The sequence below is a fragment of the Aeromonas sp. R2-3 genome, from assembly GCF_040908375.1.
GTDB lineage: Bacteria > Pseudomonadota > Gammaproteobacteria > Enterobacterales > Aeromonadaceae > Aeromonas > Aeromonas veronii.
In genome coordinates, this window is the sequence record NZ_JBFODP010000032.1 from 636,776 (window position 1) to 654,654 (window position 17,879).

12 protein-coding genes are annotated in these 17,879 nt (G+C 62.2%); all 12 read left to right on the forward strand.

The features are described 5' to 3' along the window. Nucleotides 1–134: 134 nt before the first annotated feature. The 12 genes from AB5Z02_RS20495 (at nucleotide 135) to nuoH (ending at nucleotide 17,869) form a co-directional block, all read left to right on the forward strand. The gene (locus AB5Z02_RS20495; RefSeq protein WP_368216859.1) at nucleotides 135–2,273 is read left to right on the forward strand and encodes a TonB-dependent hemoglobin/transferrin/lactoferrin family receptor; all 2,139 of its coding nucleotides are present in this window, start codon (nucleotides 135–137) and stop codon (nucleotides 2,271–2,273) included. Next, a complete protein-coding gene (locus tag AB5Z02_RS20500) occupies nucleotides 2,273–4,279 on the forward strand; it encodes a prolyl oligopeptidase family serine peptidase (protein WP_368216860.1) in 2,007 nt (668 codons plus the stop codon). The genes AB5Z02_RS20495 and AB5Z02_RS20500 overlap by 1 nt, the downstream gene beginning before the upstream one ends. After that, entirely contained in the window at nucleotides 4,276–6,723 is a 2,448-nt protein-coding gene (locus AB5Z02_RS20505; RefSeq protein WP_368216862.1) for a proprotein convertase P-domain-containing protein, read from the forward strand. Before AB5Z02_RS20500 ends, AB5Z02_RS20505 begins: the two co-directional genes overlap by 4 nt. A 59-nt stretch (nucleotides 6,724–6,782) precedes the next feature. Further along, entirely contained in the window at nucleotides 6,783–8,222 is a 1,440-nt protein-coding gene (locus AB5Z02_RS20510) for a DUF1566 domain-containing protein (protein ID WP_368216863.1), read from the forward strand. 13 nt (nucleotides 8,223–8,235) lie between these two features. Further along, complete coding sequence (locus tag AB5Z02_RS20515; protein WP_021231425.1) at nucleotides 8,236–8,805, forward strand: DUF1566 domain-containing protein; 570 nt, start codon at nucleotides 8,236–8,238, stop codon at nucleotides 8,803–8,805. A gap of 379 nt (nucleotides 8,806–9,184) precedes the next feature. Then, nucleotides 9,185–9,589 carry an NADH-quinone oxidoreductase subunit A gene (locus tag AB5Z02_RS20520; RefSeq protein WP_005344919.1) on the forward strand — a complete coding sequence of 135 codons (405 nt, stop codon included), beginning with the start codon at nucleotides 9,185–9,187 and terminating at the stop codon, nucleotides 9,587–9,589. Nucleotides 9,590–9,618: 29 nt separating this feature from the next. Further along, nucleotides 9,619–10,293, forward strand: a complete 675-nt coding sequence (locus AB5Z02_RS20525) for an NADH-quinone oxidoreductase subunit B family protein (protein ID WP_005344917.1) — start codon at nucleotides 9,619–9,621, stop codon at nucleotides 10,291–10,293. A 2-nt stretch (nucleotides 10,294–10,295) separates the two neighbouring features. Continuing rightward, on the forward strand, nucleotides 10,296–12,101 hold the full coding sequence (gene nuoC / locus AB5Z02_RS20530) for an NADH-quinone oxidoreductase subunit C/D (RefSeq protein ID WP_005337234.1): 1,806 nt from the start codon (nucleotides 10,296–10,298) through the stop codon (nucleotides 12,099–12,101). Between the two features lie 80 nt (nucleotides 12,102–12,181). After that, complete coding sequence (nuoE, locus tag AB5Z02_RS20535) at nucleotides 12,182–12,724, forward strand: NADH-quinone oxidoreductase subunit NuoE (RefSeq protein WP_005337236.1); 543 nt, start codon at nucleotides 12,182–12,184, stop codon at nucleotides 12,722–12,724. Further along, a complete protein-coding gene (gene nuoF / locus AB5Z02_RS20540) occupies nucleotides 12,721–14,106 on the forward strand; it encodes an NADH-quinone oxidoreductase subunit NuoF (RefSeq protein ID WP_005351112.1) in 1,386 nt (461 codons plus the stop codon). Before nuoE ends, nuoF begins: the two co-directional genes overlap by 4 nt. A gap of 41 nt (nucleotides 14,107–14,147) precedes the next feature. Beyond that, nucleotides 14,148–16,904 carry an NADH-quinone oxidoreductase subunit NuoG gene (gene nuoG, locus AB5Z02_RS20545; protein WP_368216865.1) on the forward strand — a complete coding sequence of 919 codons (2,757 nt, stop codon included), beginning with the start codon at nucleotides 14,148–14,150 and terminating at the stop codon, nucleotides 16,902–16,904. Then, on the forward strand, nucleotides 16,901–17,869 hold the full coding sequence (gene nuoH / locus AB5Z02_RS20550) for an NADH-quinone oxidoreductase subunit NuoH (RefSeq protein ID WP_005337244.1): 969 nt from the start codon (nucleotides 16,901–16,903) through the stop codon (nucleotides 17,867–17,869). The genes nuoG and nuoH overlap by 4 nt, the downstream gene beginning before the upstream one ends. Nucleotides 17,870–17,879 lie beyond the last annotated feature (10 nt).

Sequence of the window (17,879 nt, forward strand, 5' to 3'; positions counted from 1 at the left end):
CTCTTTTTAAAAACAGATAACTCAATAATATCAACACCATAAGATCTTAATGATAATGATTGCCATTTATTGTCAAGTGGTCAGGCCTCTGCAATAATGCCGCCCCTCAGGCTTAAATAAAAACAATTATCATTATGAACAAACTGCTTCAGGCATGGCCGGCACTCTTGTGTGCCTCCGCTGGCGCGGCCGATCTCCCCCCTGTGGAGAAGGCTCGCAGCGACGACACCATCATTGTCACCGGGCAACGGGTACAACAGAAACTCTCCGATGTTTCCGGCTCCATCACCGTCATCACCCAGGAAGAGCTGGACCGTCAGGTCGCCAGCGAGCTGACTCATGTGTTTCGCAAGATCCCCGGTGTCTCGGTCACCGGCTCTGCCGGGCGACCGCAAAACATCAGCGTGCGCGGCATCGGTGGCAACCGCATCCTGCTGATCAAGGATGGGGTACGCGTCAGCGACGGCTTTGGCGCCGACAACATCAATGACAAGGTGGGTCGCTTCAACTTCGATCTCGACGACATCAAGCAGATTGAGGTGGCCAAGGGGGCCGGCTCCTCCCTGCATGGCTCCGATGCCATCGGCGGCACCGTGGTGATGAATACCAAGCAGCCGGAAGATTATCTGCAACAGCAAGATAGCTATCTGGCGGCCAAAACCCTCTACGGTGGCGACAGCAACAAGAAGAAGCTCAGCATGACCGGCGCGGTGCGGGCACTGGAGAGCGAACATCTGTTGCGCCTCTCCGGCTGGCGCGGCAACGAAACCGCCAACTTTGAGGAGAACCGCATTCCGGCTGATTTGGATGGCATGAGTGCCTCCACCAGCAGCCGCCTCCCCCTCAATGCCCATCACGCTCTGCGGCTGGAGCTGGACTACTACGAGGATCACGCCAAACGCCAGATGGGGCCCAAAGCGGTGCCCCAACCCGATGGCAGCTGGGACGTGGTCGGTTTTCAGGAAGATGGCGATCAGCGCACCCAGGGCGGCAAGTTCAGTTGGGAAGCCAACGATCTGGGCATGGTCGATACCCTCAACTGGAGCCTGTTTGGCAACCAGTCACACAACGAGGCCAACCAGCGCCAGCTGCTGCGCAACGATGCCCTGAGCGGCTATCCCAGATATCGCAGCCAGCGCACCCTCTCCACATTCGAGGAGCTGCGCCTTGGCAGTGAGCTGGAGCTGCAGAGCAAGCTGAGCACCGGCTCGCTGGATCACACCTTCAGCTACGGTGTGGAGCTGGAGCAGGCCAACCACGAGCGGCCGGTCAGCAATCTGACACTGGAAGATGGCATCACCACCCAGGGACAGAAAGCTCCCTTCAGCAAGGCCGAGACCCGCCGCGATGGCATCTGGCTGAGCGATGTGATCGATCTGGGCAGCTGGCAGTTTACCCCGACCCTGCGCTTTGACCGCCAGCGCCTGCGCGCACCGGACAGCAATCTGGCCGAGAACCACAGCGATCACATCTCCCCCAGTGTGGCGGCCAGTTACCGCTTCAACGAAACATGGCGCAGCTGGCTCAGCTATGCCAACGGCTTCCGCGCTCCCGCTTACGATCAGGTTTACGGCAACATTCCTCACTACTTTGCCATGCCGCCGTTCGAGATCATTGCCAACCCCAACCTCAAGGAGGAGACCAGCCACAGTCTGGAGTGGGGAGTGAATGGCCAAAGCGACAACTGGAGCGTCAAACCGGCCGTTTTCTACAACCGCTACTACAACTTCATCGACTGGCGCCAGACCGGTTTCCGCCTCGATGATGGTGTCTTCCTGCGCCAATATCGCAACGTTGCCAAAGCAGAAACCTGGGGCGCCGAGCTGGCCGCCAGCCTCTGGCTGAGCGACGAGTGGGAGCTTTCGACCAATCTGGCCTGGATGGATGGCAAGGATCACCGCGGTGAGCCGCTGCGCACCCAGACACCGCTGGAAGGCAACACCACCCTGCGCTGGCAACAGCTCGACTGGGGGGTTGAGCTCAGTGGCAACTATGCCGCCGCCATGACCAAGGTGCCCCAGTGCGCCAATGCGCAGACTGGCTACAACGGTGCCTGCCAGAGCAGCGCAGGCTGGTTCAGCCTGGACCTCACCGGCGACTGGCAGATCACCGAGGCGCTCAAGGTCAATGCCACCATCGGCAACCTGCTCGATACCCGCTACGTCCGCTATCAGGATGTGGCCGGACTCCCGGCTGGCAGCGATACCTCCCTCTACAGCCAGAGCGGCCGCTACCTGTCAGCCAGCCTCAGTTACCGTTTCGTGGGGATGTGATGAAACATCATGCAATCATGGCGGCCCTGTTGGCCGTCCCGTTGGCGTGGGCGCAAGAGGCCTTGCCACCCCCGATCCCGTCCCAGCCACACCTGATTTCAGGCAATCCCGTACGCCAGGATCCCTACTTCTGGTTGCGGGACGAGAGCCGTAGCAACCCGGCCATTCTCGCCCTGCTCAAGCAGCAAAATCGCTGGAGCGAGCAGCAGCTCGCCGCGCAGCAGCCGCTGGAAGCAACCTTGCGCGCCGAGTTTACCCGCCATCCGGCGGGGGAATCTGTGCCAGACAACTGGCTTGTCCGCGGCGATCAGGCATGGCAGCTGCGCCCGGATGGCTCACTCTGGCAACGCCACGGAGGCAAGGTGCAGCAACGGCTTCCCGCCAGAGCGGGTGAGGGCTATTACGAAGCGGGCGGCTGGGCCCTGAGCCCGGATAACCGCACACTGGCCATCGCCGAAGACAGGCGCGGCGATCTCGACTATCAGGTCACCCTGCTCGATCTCCAAAGCGGCAAGGCGCTGGCCAGTTTGGCGCAGCGCAGCGCTGGTCTCGCCTGGTCACAAGATGGTCGCACCCTTTACACCATCGCCAACGAGCGTTACACCCTGCGCCCCTGGCAGTTGCGCGGCTGGCAGGATGGCCAGGAGCAGACTCTCTATGAGGAGCAGGATCCCGCCTGGCTGCTCAGCCTCTATCGCACCACGGATGGCCAACATCTGGTGTTGCAGGGCAACAACCACGACAGTTCGGAGCAGTACCTGCTCGACTCGGGCAAGCCGCAGCAGGTCAAACCCCGCCAGCGCGGGGTGGAATACTATCTGGACAGCCAATCCGGCTGGGTGATCAAGAGCAACCGGGAGGGGGCGTTTGCCCTCTACTCAGCCAGCACGCCGCTCGATGAGTGGCAGCGCCTGTGGCCCGCCAAAGGGGAGGATCTCGGCGATCCCGAGAAGTGGCGACTGTTTGATCGCCATCTGGTGGTGCAGTTTCGCCAGCAGGGGGAGGATTGGCTCGCCCTGCTCGATCGCAACGGCCATGAACGCCAGCGCCTGCCGCTGGCCAGTGGCGCCGGTACCGGCTGGCTGCAAGGAGAACATGACCCGGCCAGCGACCGCATTCTGGTGCGCAGTCAGGGCTTGAGTCAGCCCCCCGGCCAGCGCTGGCTGGATTTGAACAGCGGTCAGTGGATCAACGACCGGCACACCGGTGACGACAAGGGATTGCCCTATCAGAGCGAGCGGCGCTGGATCACCTCTGCCGATGGCACCCGGGTGCCTGTCTCGCTGGTGTGGCGCAAGGATCTGGCCCCTCGCGCCGTACTGCTCTACGGCTATGGCGCCTATGGCACGCCGATGCGCCCCTACTACCAGAAAGAGCTGTTAAGCCTGCTGGATCGGGGCTTTGTCTACGCCATCGCCCATGTGCGCGGCGGCGGCATGCTGGGGGAGCAGTGGACCCGCGACGGACGGGGCATCAACAAGCAGAACGGCATCAGCGACTTTATCGCAGCCGGTCAAGCCCTGCGCCACTGGTCGCCCGACTCTGCTCCCCTGCCCCTGTTTGCCATGGGGGGCAGCGCGGGGGGCACGCTGGTTGCTGCGGCCCTCAACCAGCAACCGACACTCTTTAGCGGCGCCGTGTTGCAGGTTCCCTTCGTCGATATGCTCGGCACCATGAGCGATCCTGCCCTCCCCTTGACCCGTCAGGAGTATCAGGAGTGGGGCAATCCGGCCAAGCCCGCAGAATATCAGGCGATGCGCCGCATCAGCCCCTACGACAACCTGCACCGCGCCCCCTACCCGCCCCTGCTGGTCACTACCGCCCTGCACGACAGCCAGGTCCCCTACTGGGAGCCGGTCAAGTGGCTGGCCCGCCTGCGGGAGCACAGCACGGGCTCCGGCCCCTACCTGCTGCTGACCGAGCTGGAGGGGGGCCACCGCGCCGGTGGCGGCGATCGGGCTCGTGAATTTGCCTTCTTGTTGCATCTGGCGGGGATCAACCAATGACCCTGCCGCTGATTGGGAGTACCACTATGAAACCCCTGTTGCCCGCCCTCTTGCTGGGGCTGGCTGGCTTTTCCACTCAGGCCGCCGAACTGCGTTTTGTCGAACATGACGCCCCGGCCGATCCCCGCCTCTGGCTCGAACAACAGCTCGGCGTCACCCTGAGTGATGCCCCGGCCTATCAGCGCCAAGGCAAGCTGGGCCACTATCTGCATTATCGCCAGCAGCTCAATGGCGCACCGATCGCCGGCCTGATGGCCGCCGTCAGTCTCGATGAGCAGGGTCGCCCGTGGCGCCTTTATCACAATACCCGACTGATGCAGGCACAGGCGGCGCCATGTGGTGAAGCAAGCCGCGCCGGGGTGGATGCCTATACCGCCACGCTGGATGGCGCTGTGTGGCAATTCGCCGGCAGTGACGAGGCCCAGCCCTGGTACTGGCAGGATGGCGACACCCTGACTGCGGCCTGGCGCCTGCTGGCGGTGGAAAGTCAGCCAGGCAACAGCAAAAGCAGCCACTGGCAGTTGTTTGTCACCTGCGATGGCAGCGCCCTGCTGGGGCGCACGCTGCAAGAGGCCAATACCCGTGCCGAAGCGGCACCGCTGGCAGGGGAAGCGGCCACGGTGCAGGCCCGCATCTTTGCCCTCGACCCACGCACCCAGCTACAAGATGGCAATTTACTGTGGCGCCACGATCTGGTGCTGGACAATCGGGCCTATCGCACCGTCCCGCTCAGGGTACAAAAGGTGGATGACACCTACCAGCTGAGTGGCCCACGCGCCCGGGTCGTGGATGGCACGGCGCCGGAAACTGCCCCCTTTAGCAGCCCTGATGCCGATGGCTTCCAGCTGGATCACCAGCAGCCCGCCTTCCTCGATATCAATGGCTACTACCATCTGGATCTGGCCCAGCGCCATGTGGAATCCCTGGGCTACCCGACGCTGATGGGCGGCCCCCTGGCCATCGATACCGATGCCGGGGAGCAGGACAACTCCCTCTATGACCCCTTCCTGCGCCGGTTGGAAATTGGCCGGGTCGGGGTACCCGATGCGGAAGATCCCATGGTGATCTGGCACGAGTTTGGCCATGCGGTGCAGCACCATATCCTGCCCGACATGGGAGAAGAGGGTGACTGGGGCGCCATCGGCGAGGGCTTTAGCGACTATCTGGCCGCCAGCTGGCGCCAGCGCAGCCCCGAAGCTCGCCAGTTCGAGCCTTTCATGGTCTTCAACTGGGATGCCAGGATCAGCGGCCGGACGCCCCGTCAGCTCGACGATCTGCGGGCGCGCTATCATCCGGGCTTCCTCTATCCGGCTCACCTCACCATCAACGGCAGCAACGGCGACCAGCTGTGGGGCACTCCGCTCTTCACCGCGCTGCGCCAGGCCGTTGAACAGTATGGCGAGGTAGCCCGTGACGAGTTCGATACCCTGCTGATTGAATCCCACTTCGGCCTCGGCCCGCAGGTGCGGATGCCCCAGCTGGCGCGGGTCACCGTGGATACCGCCAACCGCCTCTATCCGGATCGCAGTTATGGCAAGCTGCTGGAGCAGGCCTTCCGCCACCACGCCCTGCTGCCCACCCCCATCGCGGCCCGCCTTGCCGATGACAGCTACCTGCTACCCGGGGAGAAAAAGAGCCTCGCCATCGAATTGAACAACCAGAGCGGCCGTCCCCTGACAGTGGCTGACGCCAGCCTGCTCCCGAGCAAGGGGCTCATGGGTGACGATCACTGGCAGGGAGAGCTCAACGCCGATGGCACCGCCCGCTGGACCCTGCCGCTGGAAGCGGCGAGCAACCTGACCTGTGGCGAGGCAGTCACCTTGCCGCTGCAGTTCCAGCTCACCCTGCCCAGCCCCACCGAGCGCCAGACCCGCCTTGACCTGCAACTGCCGATCGGTGAACCGCTCTGGCAGCGGGCCATCGGCCAGGGTGGCCAGATCAAGGATGCGGTGAGCGATGAGCGGCACGGCCTGTCCCGCTTCACTCTCACCCTGCCCGAGAGCAAGGCCCGCATCGACAGCGGATTCGTGGTCGCCCTCGATCTGGAGCACAGCAAGCTGGAGCAGCTGGAGATCTGGCTCACCTCCCCTTACGGCACCCGGATCAGCCTGTGGAACAAGGGTTATGCCAGCCATACCCGGCTCAAGGGGGAGTTCCCCCGTGAACTGGTACCGTTCGAATCACTCGATAAGCTGCACGGCGAACCGCTCGCTGGCCGCTGGCTGCTGGAGATCAACGACACCAGCGCCGGTGACACCGGTCAGTTGCGCAACTGGCGGGTAGCCCAGCAAGTCGGCGCCCGCTGCGACAAGGATGAAGCCCTGCCCAACACCGGCATCATTCCCCTTGAGCAGGATGAAGGGGGTGGCGGCACGGCTTCCCCCCTGCTGCTGTTGCTGGCCCTCTGCCCCCGCCTCTGGCGCCGGAGCACCCCGCGCCGTTGAATCCTGTACCACGGGGGTTACCGCCCCCGTGAACCTGTGACCGAATCAAGGAATGTGAAGTGAAACCATCCGTACTGGTTATTGCAACCCTCTCAGCCCTGCTCAGCGCCTGTGGCGGCGGGGAAGATAACGCACCACTGGCGATCCCGGACTACCGGGTCGATGTCGCCCTGCCAACCGCAGGTACCCTGTGCGCCGATCTGGATCAGAACTGGCAATGTGATCCTGCCGACCCTGCCGTCAGCGGCGAAGGAGCGGTGGCCCTGGTCAGCCGTTCGGCCAACATCGTCAACTCGCCCCTGCTGTTCGTACCGAGGAGCGGAGGCCTGCTGCTGGCGCATCCGGCCGCCAAAGGGGATCCACAACGGCTGCAACCGACCCTGCTCAGCACCCTGTGGCAGAGCCGCATTGCCGAAGGGGTGGCCGCCGATCGCGCACTGACGCAGCTGCTGGCCGATCTCGCGCCGCTGCAACCGGGCGGCGACCGCGCGGCCCTCGCAGGTCTCGGCCAGTTTGATCAGGCGCTACAACAGGTGGCGATCAGCTTGCAGCAACAGGCCCGCACACGCCTTGCCACCGCCAAGGAGACCCAGTTGCTCACCACCAGCTATCGCGCCATCAGCCTGATGCTGGAGCAATTGGCTCAGGAGTGGCAACGCAACGGCCAGTTCGCTGAAGATACCCAAAGCAAGCTGCTGACCCTGCTGGTGCAGCAGCAGCCACGCAACCTGCTAACCGTCACCGGCGTCACCACCTTCAGCGATGGCAACGACCCGCTGCTGGAACAGGAACCCGCCGACTATCCGGGACAAGATGCCAGCTGGAATCGCACTCGTCCCCAGCTTGCCTATCGCAAACTCGATGATCGCGGTCAGGCGCTCCCTGACAACGCGACGAGCTGGCAGTGCGTCAAGGATCTCAATACCGGTCTGGTGTGGGAGGTCAAATCGGATGATCCCTTGAGCCCGGCCTGGAAAAGCAGACCCTTTGCCTATGAGGATGAGCAGTTCAAGGCGACCGCAGGCGAGCAGCAAGCGGCCTACCAGCATATTCATAAGAGGATCGAACAGCTCACCACCGAAGGAGATCTGGCGGCCCTAGCCCGGGCACAGGCGCTGACCACCATGCTGACTACCCGCGCGTATCAGCAGTGGCTCAATGGCGAGCAACGCTGCGGCATCAGCCAGTGGCGGCTGCCCACCATGGGTGAGCTGATGTCACTGCTGCACTACGGCAGCCTGGCCAAGGACCCGCTGGGTCAACGCATCATCGTGGATACCCGTTACTTCCCGGATATCGCCCCCTCGGAAGATGACACCTACCATGGCTACTACTGGAGCGCCACCAGCAACACAGCTCAGCGCTTCTCCGGTGGCCCCATCAGCAAACGCACAGTCCTGCTCCTGGGAGAAGATGCGGGCACCACCTATCCCGCGCTGGTGCAGCAAGATACCTATATCGAGCTGATGCAGGTACGACTGGTCGCCACTCCCCAATAACCCGAGGAATATCATGAGCCTTTATCGCTTTTCGTTCGCCATGCTGGCACTGCTGGCCCCCCTGGCCCACGGTGCTGCCATTTGTGATGACACCATGGATCGCACCGCCCCCTCTGCCCGTTTTCTTGACCATGGCAACGGCACCGTCACGGATCAACACACCGGCCTCACCTGGATGCGCTGCAAACTGGGGCAGACATGGAGTGGCAGCAGTTGCCTGGGGGAACCGACCGTTTACTACTGGCAGCAGGGGCTGCAAGTGGCGGAGCGGATCCGCAGTGACAGCAGCCATGCTCTCTATCACTTCGGCGGTATCAGCCAGTGGCGCCTGCCCGACATCAAGGAGCTGGCGACCCTGGTCGAGCATGCCTGCTACAAGCCCTCTCTCAATGAAGCCATTTTCCCGCGCGCCATGGCGGGGGGCGGTAAAGAGGTCAATGAGGGCTATGTCTATCTGATGAGCAGCACGGTAACCTCCGCCAATGGTCAGCGGGCGTATCTGGATATCACCTCGGGAGATATCGGTCTTCGCGCCATTGGCGCCTACCCGGATCAGGTCTTGCTGGTCGCCAATAAACCCTGACCGCCCCACGCTCGAAACCGGAACGCGATGACAGGAGAGGCTTGAAAGCCTCTCTTTTTTATTGCTCTTGCCACCCCCTATCTCACCCGCCATCACGCTCTTCTCCCGCCTGTGCCCCCTGCACGCGATATCGACCTGATCCGGCTTCGCCCGCGGCATTTACCCCTTTCAGGTGATGACGAGGAGCAGCACTCTGCGCTTTCCAGGCCTTTCTCGCCCGCCATAACCAACAAAAAAGTGCGCTTCTTAACAAAATTTAATTACCGGTTAACCGATTAATAATTAACCCGTAAAAATGACATGTAAATCAGTGCGAAAGTGTCATAATGCGTAACATTATTGTTAAGTCACTTGATTAATTTGGTTAGGAAAAACCTCTATGTTTGCTGATATTTCTGCTCAACATTGGGCTTTTGCCATTTATGTCATCGGTGCCATCACCATCTGTCTGGTGATGATAGGCCTCGCCGCCCTGCTGGGAGGTCGCGCCTACGGCCGCACCAAGAACAAGCCATTTGAATCTGGTGTCGACTCGGTCGGCAGTGCCCGCCTGCGTTTTTCCGCCAAGTTCTATCTGGTCGCCATGTTCTTCGTCATCTTCGACGTCGAGGCGCTCTACCTGTTTGCCTGGTCTGTCTCCGTGCGGGAGAGTGGCTGGGTCGGCTTTATTGAAGCCACCATTTTCATCGGACTGCTGCTTATCGGCCTGATCTACCTCTGGCGCATCGGCGCACTGGACTGGTCACCGCGCAAACCGCAGCTGAACAACAAAAACAGTGATTGAACCACAGACCCTTTCCTTGAGGTTGCACCATGAAGTACACCCTGACCCGGATTGACCCGGATGCACCCGTTGAGCGCTACCCCCAGGAGCAGCGCCAGACCGTCGATGACCCACTGGCGCAAGAAGCGACGCGCGGCATCATGATGGGCCGCCTCGAGGAGGTGCTGCAAGACACAGTCAACTGGGGCCGCAAAAACTCCCTCTGGCCTTACAACTTCGGCATCTCCTGCTGCTACGTGGAGATGTGTACCGCCTTCACCTCCCCCCACGATGTGGCCCGCTTCGGCGCCGAAGTTATCCGTGCCTCGCCCCGTCAGGCCGATTTCATGGTGATTGCAGGGACTCCCTTCATCAAGATGGCGCCAGTCATCCAGCGCCTGTATGAACAGCTGCTCGAACCCAAGTGGGTGATCTCCATGGGGGCCTGTGCCAACTCCGGCGGCATGTATGACATCTATTCCGTGGTGCAGGGGGTGGACAAGTTCCTGCCGGTCGACGTCTACATTCCGGGTTGCCCGCCCCGTCCCGAGGCCTTTTTGCAAGCCCTGATGCTGCTGCAGGACTCCATCGGCAAAGAGCGCCGCCCCCTCTCCTGGGTGGTGGGCGATCAGGGGATCTACCGTCCCCAGATGCAGGCCGAAAAAGAGCGCAAGCGCGGCGAACGGATCAATGTGACCAACCTGCGCACGCCGGATGAGATCTGACCATGAAACTGACTCGTGATTTTCCCAGCAATTACGCCATGGCCCAGTGGCAGCCCAGCGACCACAAGGATGCCAAAGTCATTGGCGAACTGTTTGCCCACTTCGGGGCCGAGCACTTCACCGTGCAGACCACGCGCACCGGCGTGCCGGTGGTCTGGCTCCCCCGCGAACTGCTGCAGGATGTGATGGGCTTTTTGCGCAAGGTGCCCTCCCCGTTCGTGATGCTCTTCGATCTGAGTGCGACTGACGAGCGGCTGCGCAGCCATCGCGACGGTCTGCCCCAGAGCGATTTCACCGTCTTCTATCACCTCATCTCCATCGACCGTAACGCCGATGTGATGCTGAAAGTGGCGCTGGCCGAGAGTGACCTGCATCTGCCCACCATCACCAACCACTTCCCCAATGCCAATTGGTACGAGCGGGAAGTGTGGGATCTGATGGGCATCACCTTCGATGGCCACCCCCATCTGACCCGCATCATGATGCCCAAGAGCTGGCAGGGTCACCCGCTGCGCAAGGATTACCCGGCGCGCGCTACCGAATTCGATCCCTTCATGCTCGATGCCGCCAAACAGGACATGGAGCAGGAGAACCTGCTGTTCAAACCGGAAGAGTGGGGGCTGGCCCGCGGCAACGAGAATGAGGACTACATGTTCCTCAACCTCGGCCCCAACCACCCCTCTGCCCACGGCGCCTTCCGCTTGGTGTTGCAGCTCGATGGCGAGGAGATCCGCAACTGCGTTCCCGATATCGGCTATCACCATCGTGGTGCCGAGAAGATGGGCGAGCGCCAGTCCTGGCACAGCTACATCCCCTATACTGACCGGGTCGAGTATCTGGGCGGGGTGATGAACAACCTCCCCTATGTGCTGGCGGTCGAAAAGCTGGCCGGCATCAAGGTGCCGCAGCGGGTCGACATGATCCGGGTGATGATGGCGGAGCTGTTCCGCATCCAGAGCCACCTCTTGTTCCTCGGGACCTATATCCAGGACGTGGGGGCCATGACCCCGGTCTTCTTCACCTTCACCGATCGGCAGAAGATCTACACCATCATCGAAGCAATCACCGGTGCCCGCATGCACCCGGCCTGGTTTCGTATCGGCGGTGTGGCCCACGACTTGCCGAAGGGATGGCAGCGGCTGGTGCAGGACAACCTGTTGAGCTGGTTGCCCAAGCGCTTGATGGATTACGAAAAAGCGGCGATGCGCAACAGCATTCTTCGCGGTCGAACCATTGGCGTCTCTGCCTACACCACCGAGCAGGCGTTGTCCTGGGGCACCACGGGGGCCGGATTGCGCGCCACCGGCCTCAACTTCGACATACGCAAGTGGCGCCCCTACTCCGGTTACGATCAGTTCGACTTTGAAGTGCCTGTTGGCAGCAATGGCGATGCCTACGACAGAGCTACCGTGCGGATCGAGGAGATCCGCCAGAGCATGTCGATCATCGAGCAATGCATGAAGAACATGCCGGAGGGCCCCTTCAAGGCGGATCACCCCCTCACCACCCCGCCGCCCAAAGAGCGCACCCTGCAGCACATCGAGACCCTGATCAACCACTTCCTGCAAGTGTCTTGGGGCCCGGTGATGCCCGCTGCCGAGTCGTTCCAGATGATTGAGGCGACCAAGGGGGTCAACAGTTACTACCTGACCAGTGACGGCTCCACCATGAGCTACCGGACCCGGATCCGCACCCCGAGCTTTGCTCACCTGCAACAGATCCCCTCGGTGATCAAGGGCAGCATGGTGTCGGACCTCATCGTCTATCTGGGCAGTATCGATTTCGTTATGTCGGATGTGGACCGTTAAGTGATCCCGCCTCCCGGCCATGGCCGGGAATTAGAATCACCGAACGAGCAGTAAAAGGACAAGCCACCAAAGGTCAAGTCATGAGCCAGCAATGTCAGTGTCACAATAATCAGACCCCACAGGGGCAAGGGGCATGCAGCAGCAAACAGGACGACTTCGTTCTGAGCCAGGCTGAACGCGATGCCATCGAACACGAGAAACACCACTACGAAGATCCCCGCGCCGCCAGCATCGAAGCGCTCAAGATCGTGCAGCAGGCCAGAGGCTGGGTACCCGACGGCGCCATTCACGCCATCGCCGCCGAGCTCGGCATTCCCGCCAGCGACGTGGAGGGGGTCGCCACCTTCTATAGCCAGATCTTCCGCCAGCCGGTAGGGCGTCACATCATCCGCGTCTGCGACAGCATGGTCTGCTACATCAATGGCCATGAAGATCTGCTGGCCGGTCTCAAGGAGGTGATGAACCTCGGCCCCGGTCAAACCACCCCGGATGGCCGCTTCACCCTGCTGCCGGTCTGCTGCCTTGGCAACTGCGACAAGGGGCCAGCCATCATGATCGATGACGACACCTATGGCGGCCTCGATCCGGTGACCTTGCTGAAAACGCTGGAGGCTTACCCATGAGCCTGCCGCAGAACAAGATCCTCGCCTCTCTTGGCACCGCCAACCGCACGGCCCGCACCGCCGAGACCCATCCGCTCACCTGGCGGCTGCGGGATGACGGCCAGCCGGTATGGCTGGAGGAGTATCAGGCCAAACAGGGCTATGAAGCCGCCCGCAAGGCGCTCGGTCAGATGAGCCCGGACGAGATTGTCAGCACCGTCAAGGATGCCGGTCTCAAGGGGCGCGGCGGTGCGGGCTTCCCCACTGGCGTGAAGTGGGGGCTGATGCCCAAAGACGAGAGCATGAACATCCGTTACCTGCTCTGCAACGCCGACGAGATGGAACCCAACACCTGGAAAGATCGCCTGCTGATGGAGCAACTGCCCCATCTGCTGATCGAGGGGATGATCATCAGTGCCCGGGCGCTCAAGGCCTATCGCGGCTATATCTTCCTGCGCGGCGAGTATGTGGATGCTGCCATCCACCTGCGCCGTGCGGTAGAAGAGGCAAAAGCAGCGGGCCTGCTGGGCAAGAACATTCTGGGCTCCGGTTTTGACTTCGAGCTGTTCGTCCACACCGGCGCTGGTCGCTACATCTGTGGTGAAGAGACGGCCCTCATCAATTCGCTGGAAGGGCGCCGCGCCAACCCGCGCGCCAAACCCCCCTTCCCCGCCGTTTCCGGCGTCTGGGGCAAACCCACCTGCGTCAACAACGTCGAAACCCTCTGCAACGTGCCTGCCATTATCGGCAACGGAGTCGCCTGGTATCACGGGCTGGCGCTGCCGGGCTCGGAAGATCACGGCACCAAGCTGATGGGCTTCTCCGGCAAGGTGAACAACCCCGGGGTCTGGGAGCTGCCCTTTGGCATCACCGCCCGCGAGCTGTTTGAAAATTACGCCGGCGGGATGAAGAGCGGCTATCGCCTGAAAGCGTGGCAACCGGGCGGCGCGGGCACCGGCTTCCTGCTGCCGGAGCACCTCGATGCCCAGATGTATACCGCCGGTATCGGCAAGGTCGGCACCCGGATGGGGACCGGCCTCGCCATGGCGGTGGATGACTCCATCAGCATGGTCTCCCTGCTGCGCAACATGGAGGAGTTCTTCGCCCGCGAGTCGTGTGGCTGGTGCACGCCCTGCCGCGACGGCCTGCCCTGGAGCGTTAAGCTGCTGCGGGCACTGGAGCGTGGCGAGGGGCAATCCGGCGATCTGGCGACCCTGGAGCAACTCTGCGGTTTCCTTGGCCCGGGCAAGACATTCTGCGCCCACGCACCGGGCGCCGTCGAGCCGCTGGCCAGCGCCATCAAATATTTCCGCTCCGAATTCGAGGCCGGGATCAAAGGCAGCGGTGATAACCGCAAGCCGGTCAAAGGGATCCAGCCCAATCTGCTGGGCGAGCGCTGGTAACGACACCACAGATTTCACAAAACAGGTTTCAGGGAAGTTGTATGGCAACCATTTATGTAGACGGCAAAGAGTACGAGGTAGACGGAGCAGATAACCTGCTGCAAGCCTGTCTGTCGCTGGGTCTGGACGTCCCCTATTTCTGCTGGCATCCGGCGCTGGGTAGCGTTGGCGCCTGCCGCCAGTGTGCGGTGAAACAATATCAGAATGCCGATGACAAGCGCGGCCGTCTGGTCATGTCCTGCATGACCCCGGCCACCGATGGCAGCTACATCGCCATCGAGGATGAAGAGGCTAAAGAATTTCGCAAGAGCGTGGTGGAGTGGCTGATGACCAACCACCCCCACGACTGCCCGGTGTGTGAAGAGGGCGGCGCCTGCCACCTGCAGGATATGACGGTGATGACAGGCCACAACAGCCGTCGCTACCGCTTCACCAAACGCACCCACCAGAATCAGGAGCTGGGCCCCTTCATCGGTCACGAGATGAACCGCTGCATCGCCTGCTACCGCTGCGTCCGTTACTACAAGGATTATGCCGGTGGCGAGGATCTCGGGGTCTATGGTGCCCACGACAACGTCTATTTCGGGCGGGTCGAGGATGGCACCCTGGAGAGTGAATTTTCCGGCAACCTGGTGGAGGTCTGCCCCACCGGCGTCTTCACTGACAAGACCCACTCCGAACGTTACAACCGCAAGTGGGACATGCAGTTTGCCCCCAGCATCTGCCAGCAATGCTCCGTGGGCTGCAACATCAGTCCGGGCGAGCGTTATGGCGAGCTGCGCCGGATTGAAAACCGCTTCCACGGCAGCGTCAACCACTACTTCCTCTGTGACCGTGGCCGCTTTGGCTATGGCTACGTCAATCTGGCGGACCGTCCGCGCCAACCGCTGCTCAAAGATGGCAACGACCAGCTGACCATCACGGTCGATGGCGCCCTCAACCGAGCCGCCGATGCCCTGCGCACGGCCCGCGACCTCATCGGCATCGGCTCGCCCCGCGCCTCGCTGGAGAGCAACTTTGCCCTGCGCGAGCTGGTGGGGGCAGACAACTTCTATGCAGGCGTCGAGCAGGCCGAGTGGGCCTGTCAGCTGAAGATGCTGCAGATCCTGCAACAGGGCGGCGTGCCGACTCCGAGCCTGCGGGACATGGAAGAGGCTGACGCCATTCTGGTGCTCGGCGAAGATGTCACCATGAGCGCCGCCCGTATCGCGCTGGCGCTGCGCCAAGCCGTCAAGGGCAAGGCTCGCGAGCTGGCCCGCAAGATGAAGGTCGATCTGTGGCAAGTCGCCGCCGTTCAGACACTGGGTCAGAACGAGCGCTACCCGCTGCTCATCACCAGTCTCGACACCACCCGTCTGGACGATGTAGCGGCCGACAAGCTGCACGCCCCCTATGCCGATCAGGCGCGCATTGGCTTTGCCATCGCCAACCTGCTCGACCCGAGTGCACCGACCGTGGCCGACCTCTGCCCCGAACAGCAGGCACAAGCGGCTCGCTGGGCCGAGCTGCTCGGCAACGCCAAGAAGCCGCTCATCATTGCAGGCTCCACTGCCCGCGATGTGGCGCTGCTTGAGGCGGCCAGCAACATTGCCCGCGCCCTGAAAGGCCGTGGACAGGAAGCCAACATCGCGCTGGTTGGCCAGGAGGCCAATTCGCTGGGGCTGGCCATGCTGGGCGCTCAAACCTTGTCAGACAAGCCGCTCGAAGCCGCCCTTGCGCGTATCGAGTCAGAAGAGGGGTTGGCGCTGGTCACCCTGGAGAACGATCTCTACCGCCGCGCGCCGCGCAACCGAGTGGATGCTGCGCTGGCACGGCTGCAGCACCTGCTGGTCATCGACCATCAGGCAACCCCGACCGCCAACAAGGCAGATCTGGTGCTGCCAGCGGCCAGTTTTGCCGAGGCCGATGGCACCCTGGTGAACATGGAAGGGCGCGCCCAGCGCTTCTTCCAGGTCTATGCGCCCGCCTTCTACAACGCCGATATTCAGGTGCGTGAAGGGTGGCGCTGGCTGGCGGCGCTGCAAGGGGCGATCGAACGCAAGCCGCTGCGCTGGCAGAACTTCGACCAGGTCAACCATGACTGCGCCACCAGCAATCCGCTGCTGGCTACCATGCTGGAAGCGGCGCCCAACGCAGGCTTGCGGATCCGTGGCATGCGACTGGCCCGTGAGCCGCATCGTTACAGCGGTCGCACCTCCATGCTGGCGGATCAGAACGTCAGCGAACCGCGGGTAGCGCAAGATCCCGACTCCCCCTTCAACTTCTCCATGGAAGGGTATGCCGGAGCCCGTCAGCCGCTGCCGCAAGTACCGTTCGCCTGGGCGCCGGGCTGGAACTCTCCCTCCGCCTGGAACAAGTTCCAGGATGAAGTGGGTGGCAAACTGCGTGCTGGCGATCCGGGTCGCCGTCTGCTGGAAGCAACAGACCCGCAGGCAGAAGGCAAGGAGCTGCTCGGCTGGTTCACCACCATCCCCGCCCCCTTCAAGGCCGCAGAGGCGCTGCAAGTGGTCAATTATGCCCAGCTGTTTGGCGGCGAGGAGCTCTCCGCTCGCAGCCCGGTCATTCAGGCCCGGATGAACGAACCCGAGCTGGTGCTCAATCCCCTTGATGCGCAGCGTCTGGCCCTCCACGGGGGCAGTCAGGTCTCCTTCTCCTGGGGCGGTAGCCACTGGCAACTGCGTCTGCGGCTTAGCGAGCAGCTGAGCGCCGGTCTGGTGGGGCTCCCCCTTGGGGTGAACGGCCTGCCGACGGCCCTGCAACAAGCCTCAATCACTAACCTGCAGGAGGTGATCGCATGAGCGAGTCGCTGATCGATCTGTTGCTGGAGGTGGGCAAGGCACTGATCGTGCTGGTGGGGATCGTGGGGGCTGGCGCCTTCATGAGCTTCATCGAGCGCCGTCTGCTGGCCCTGTGGCAGGATCGCTACGGCCCCAACCGGGTGGGGCCGTTTGGTCTGCTCCAGCTGGCCGCCGACATGATCAAGATGTTCTTCAAGGAGGACTGGATCCCGCCGTTCGCCGATCGCCGGATCTTTATCCTGGCCCCCATCATCGCCTTCACCGCCTTTATTCTGGCGTTTGCGGTGGTGCCCATCACCCCCACCTGGGGCGTGGCGGATCTCAATGTGGGGCTGCTCTACATCCTGGCCATCGCGGGGCTGGCGGTCTATGCGGTGCTGTTCGCCGGCTGGTCGAGCAACAACAAATACTCATTGCTCGGCAGCTTGCGCGCCTCGGCCCAGACCCTCTCCTACGAGGTGTTTCTCGGGCTATCCCTGATGGGGATTGTGATCCAGACCGGCAGTTTCAACCTGCGGGATATCGTCGAGGCACAGGCAGACTTGTGGAACGTGGTGCCCCAGATCCTGGGCTTTGTCACCTTCCTGTTTGCCGGTGTCGCCGTCACCCACCGTCACCCGTTCGATCAGCCAGAAGCCGAGCAGGAGCTCGCCGACGGCTATCACATCGAGTATGCGGGGATGAAGTGGGGTCTCTTCTTCGTGGGCGAATATATCGGCATCGTGCTGATCTCCTCGCTCATCGTGACCCTCTTCTTCGGTGGCTGGCACGGCCCCTGGCTGCCCCCCTTCATCTGGTTTGCCCTGAAGACCGCCTGTTTCATGGTGTTCTTCATCCTGCTGCGGGCCTCCCTGCCTCGCCCGCGCTTTGACCAGGTGATGTCGTTTGGCTGGAAAGTCTGCTTGCCGCTGACCCTGATCAATATGCTGGTCACCGCGGCAGTTGTACTGATAAGTACGCAGTGAGGCACTCAAT

What these genes read in the sequence shown, in the direction of transcription:
- AB5Z02_RS20495 (WP_368216859.1), top strand. Translation starts at nt 135, where the DNA reads ATGAACAAACTGCTTCAGGCATGGCCGGCACTCTTGTGTGCCTCCGCT.
- AB5Z02_RS20500 (WP_368216860.1), top strand. Translation starts at nt 2,273, where the DNA reads ATGAAACATCATGCAATCATGGCGGCCCTGTTGGCCGTCCCGTTGGCG.
- AB5Z02_RS20505 (WP_368216862.1), top strand. Translation starts at nt 4,276, where the DNA reads ATGACCCTGCCGCTGATTGGGAGTACCACTATGAAACCCCTGTTGCCC.
- AB5Z02_RS20515 (WP_021231425.1), top strand. Translation starts at nt 8,236, where the DNA reads ATGAGCCTTTATCGCTTTTCGTTCGCCATGCTGGCACTGCTGGCCCCC.
- AB5Z02_RS20520 (WP_005344919.1), top strand. Translation starts at nt 9,185, where the DNA reads ATGTTTGCTGATATTTCTGCTCAACATTGGGCTTTTGCCATTTATGTC.
- AB5Z02_RS20525 (WP_005344917.1), top strand. Translation starts at nt 9,619, where the DNA reads ATGAAGTACACCCTGACCCGGATTGACCCGGATGCACCCGTTGAGCGC.
- nuoC (WP_005337234.1), top strand. Translation starts at nt 10,296, where the DNA reads ATGAAACTGACTCGTGATTTTCCCAGCAATTACGCCATGGCCCAGTGG.
- nuoE (WP_005337236.1), top strand. Translation starts at nt 12,182, where the DNA reads ATGAGCCAGCAATGTCAGTGTCACAATAATCAGACCCCACAGGGGCAA.
- nuoF (WP_005351112.1), top strand. Translation starts at nt 12,721, where the DNA reads ATGAGCCTGCCGCAGAACAAGATCCTCGCCTCTCTTGGCACCGCCAAC.
- nuoG (WP_368216865.1), top strand. Translation starts at nt 14,148, where the DNA reads ATGGCAACCATTTATGTAGACGGCAAAGAGTACGAGGTAGACGGAGCA.
- nuoH (WP_005337244.1), top strand. Translation starts at nt 16,901, where the DNA reads ATGAGCGAGTCGCTGATCGATCTGTTGCTGGAGGTGGGCAAGGCACTG.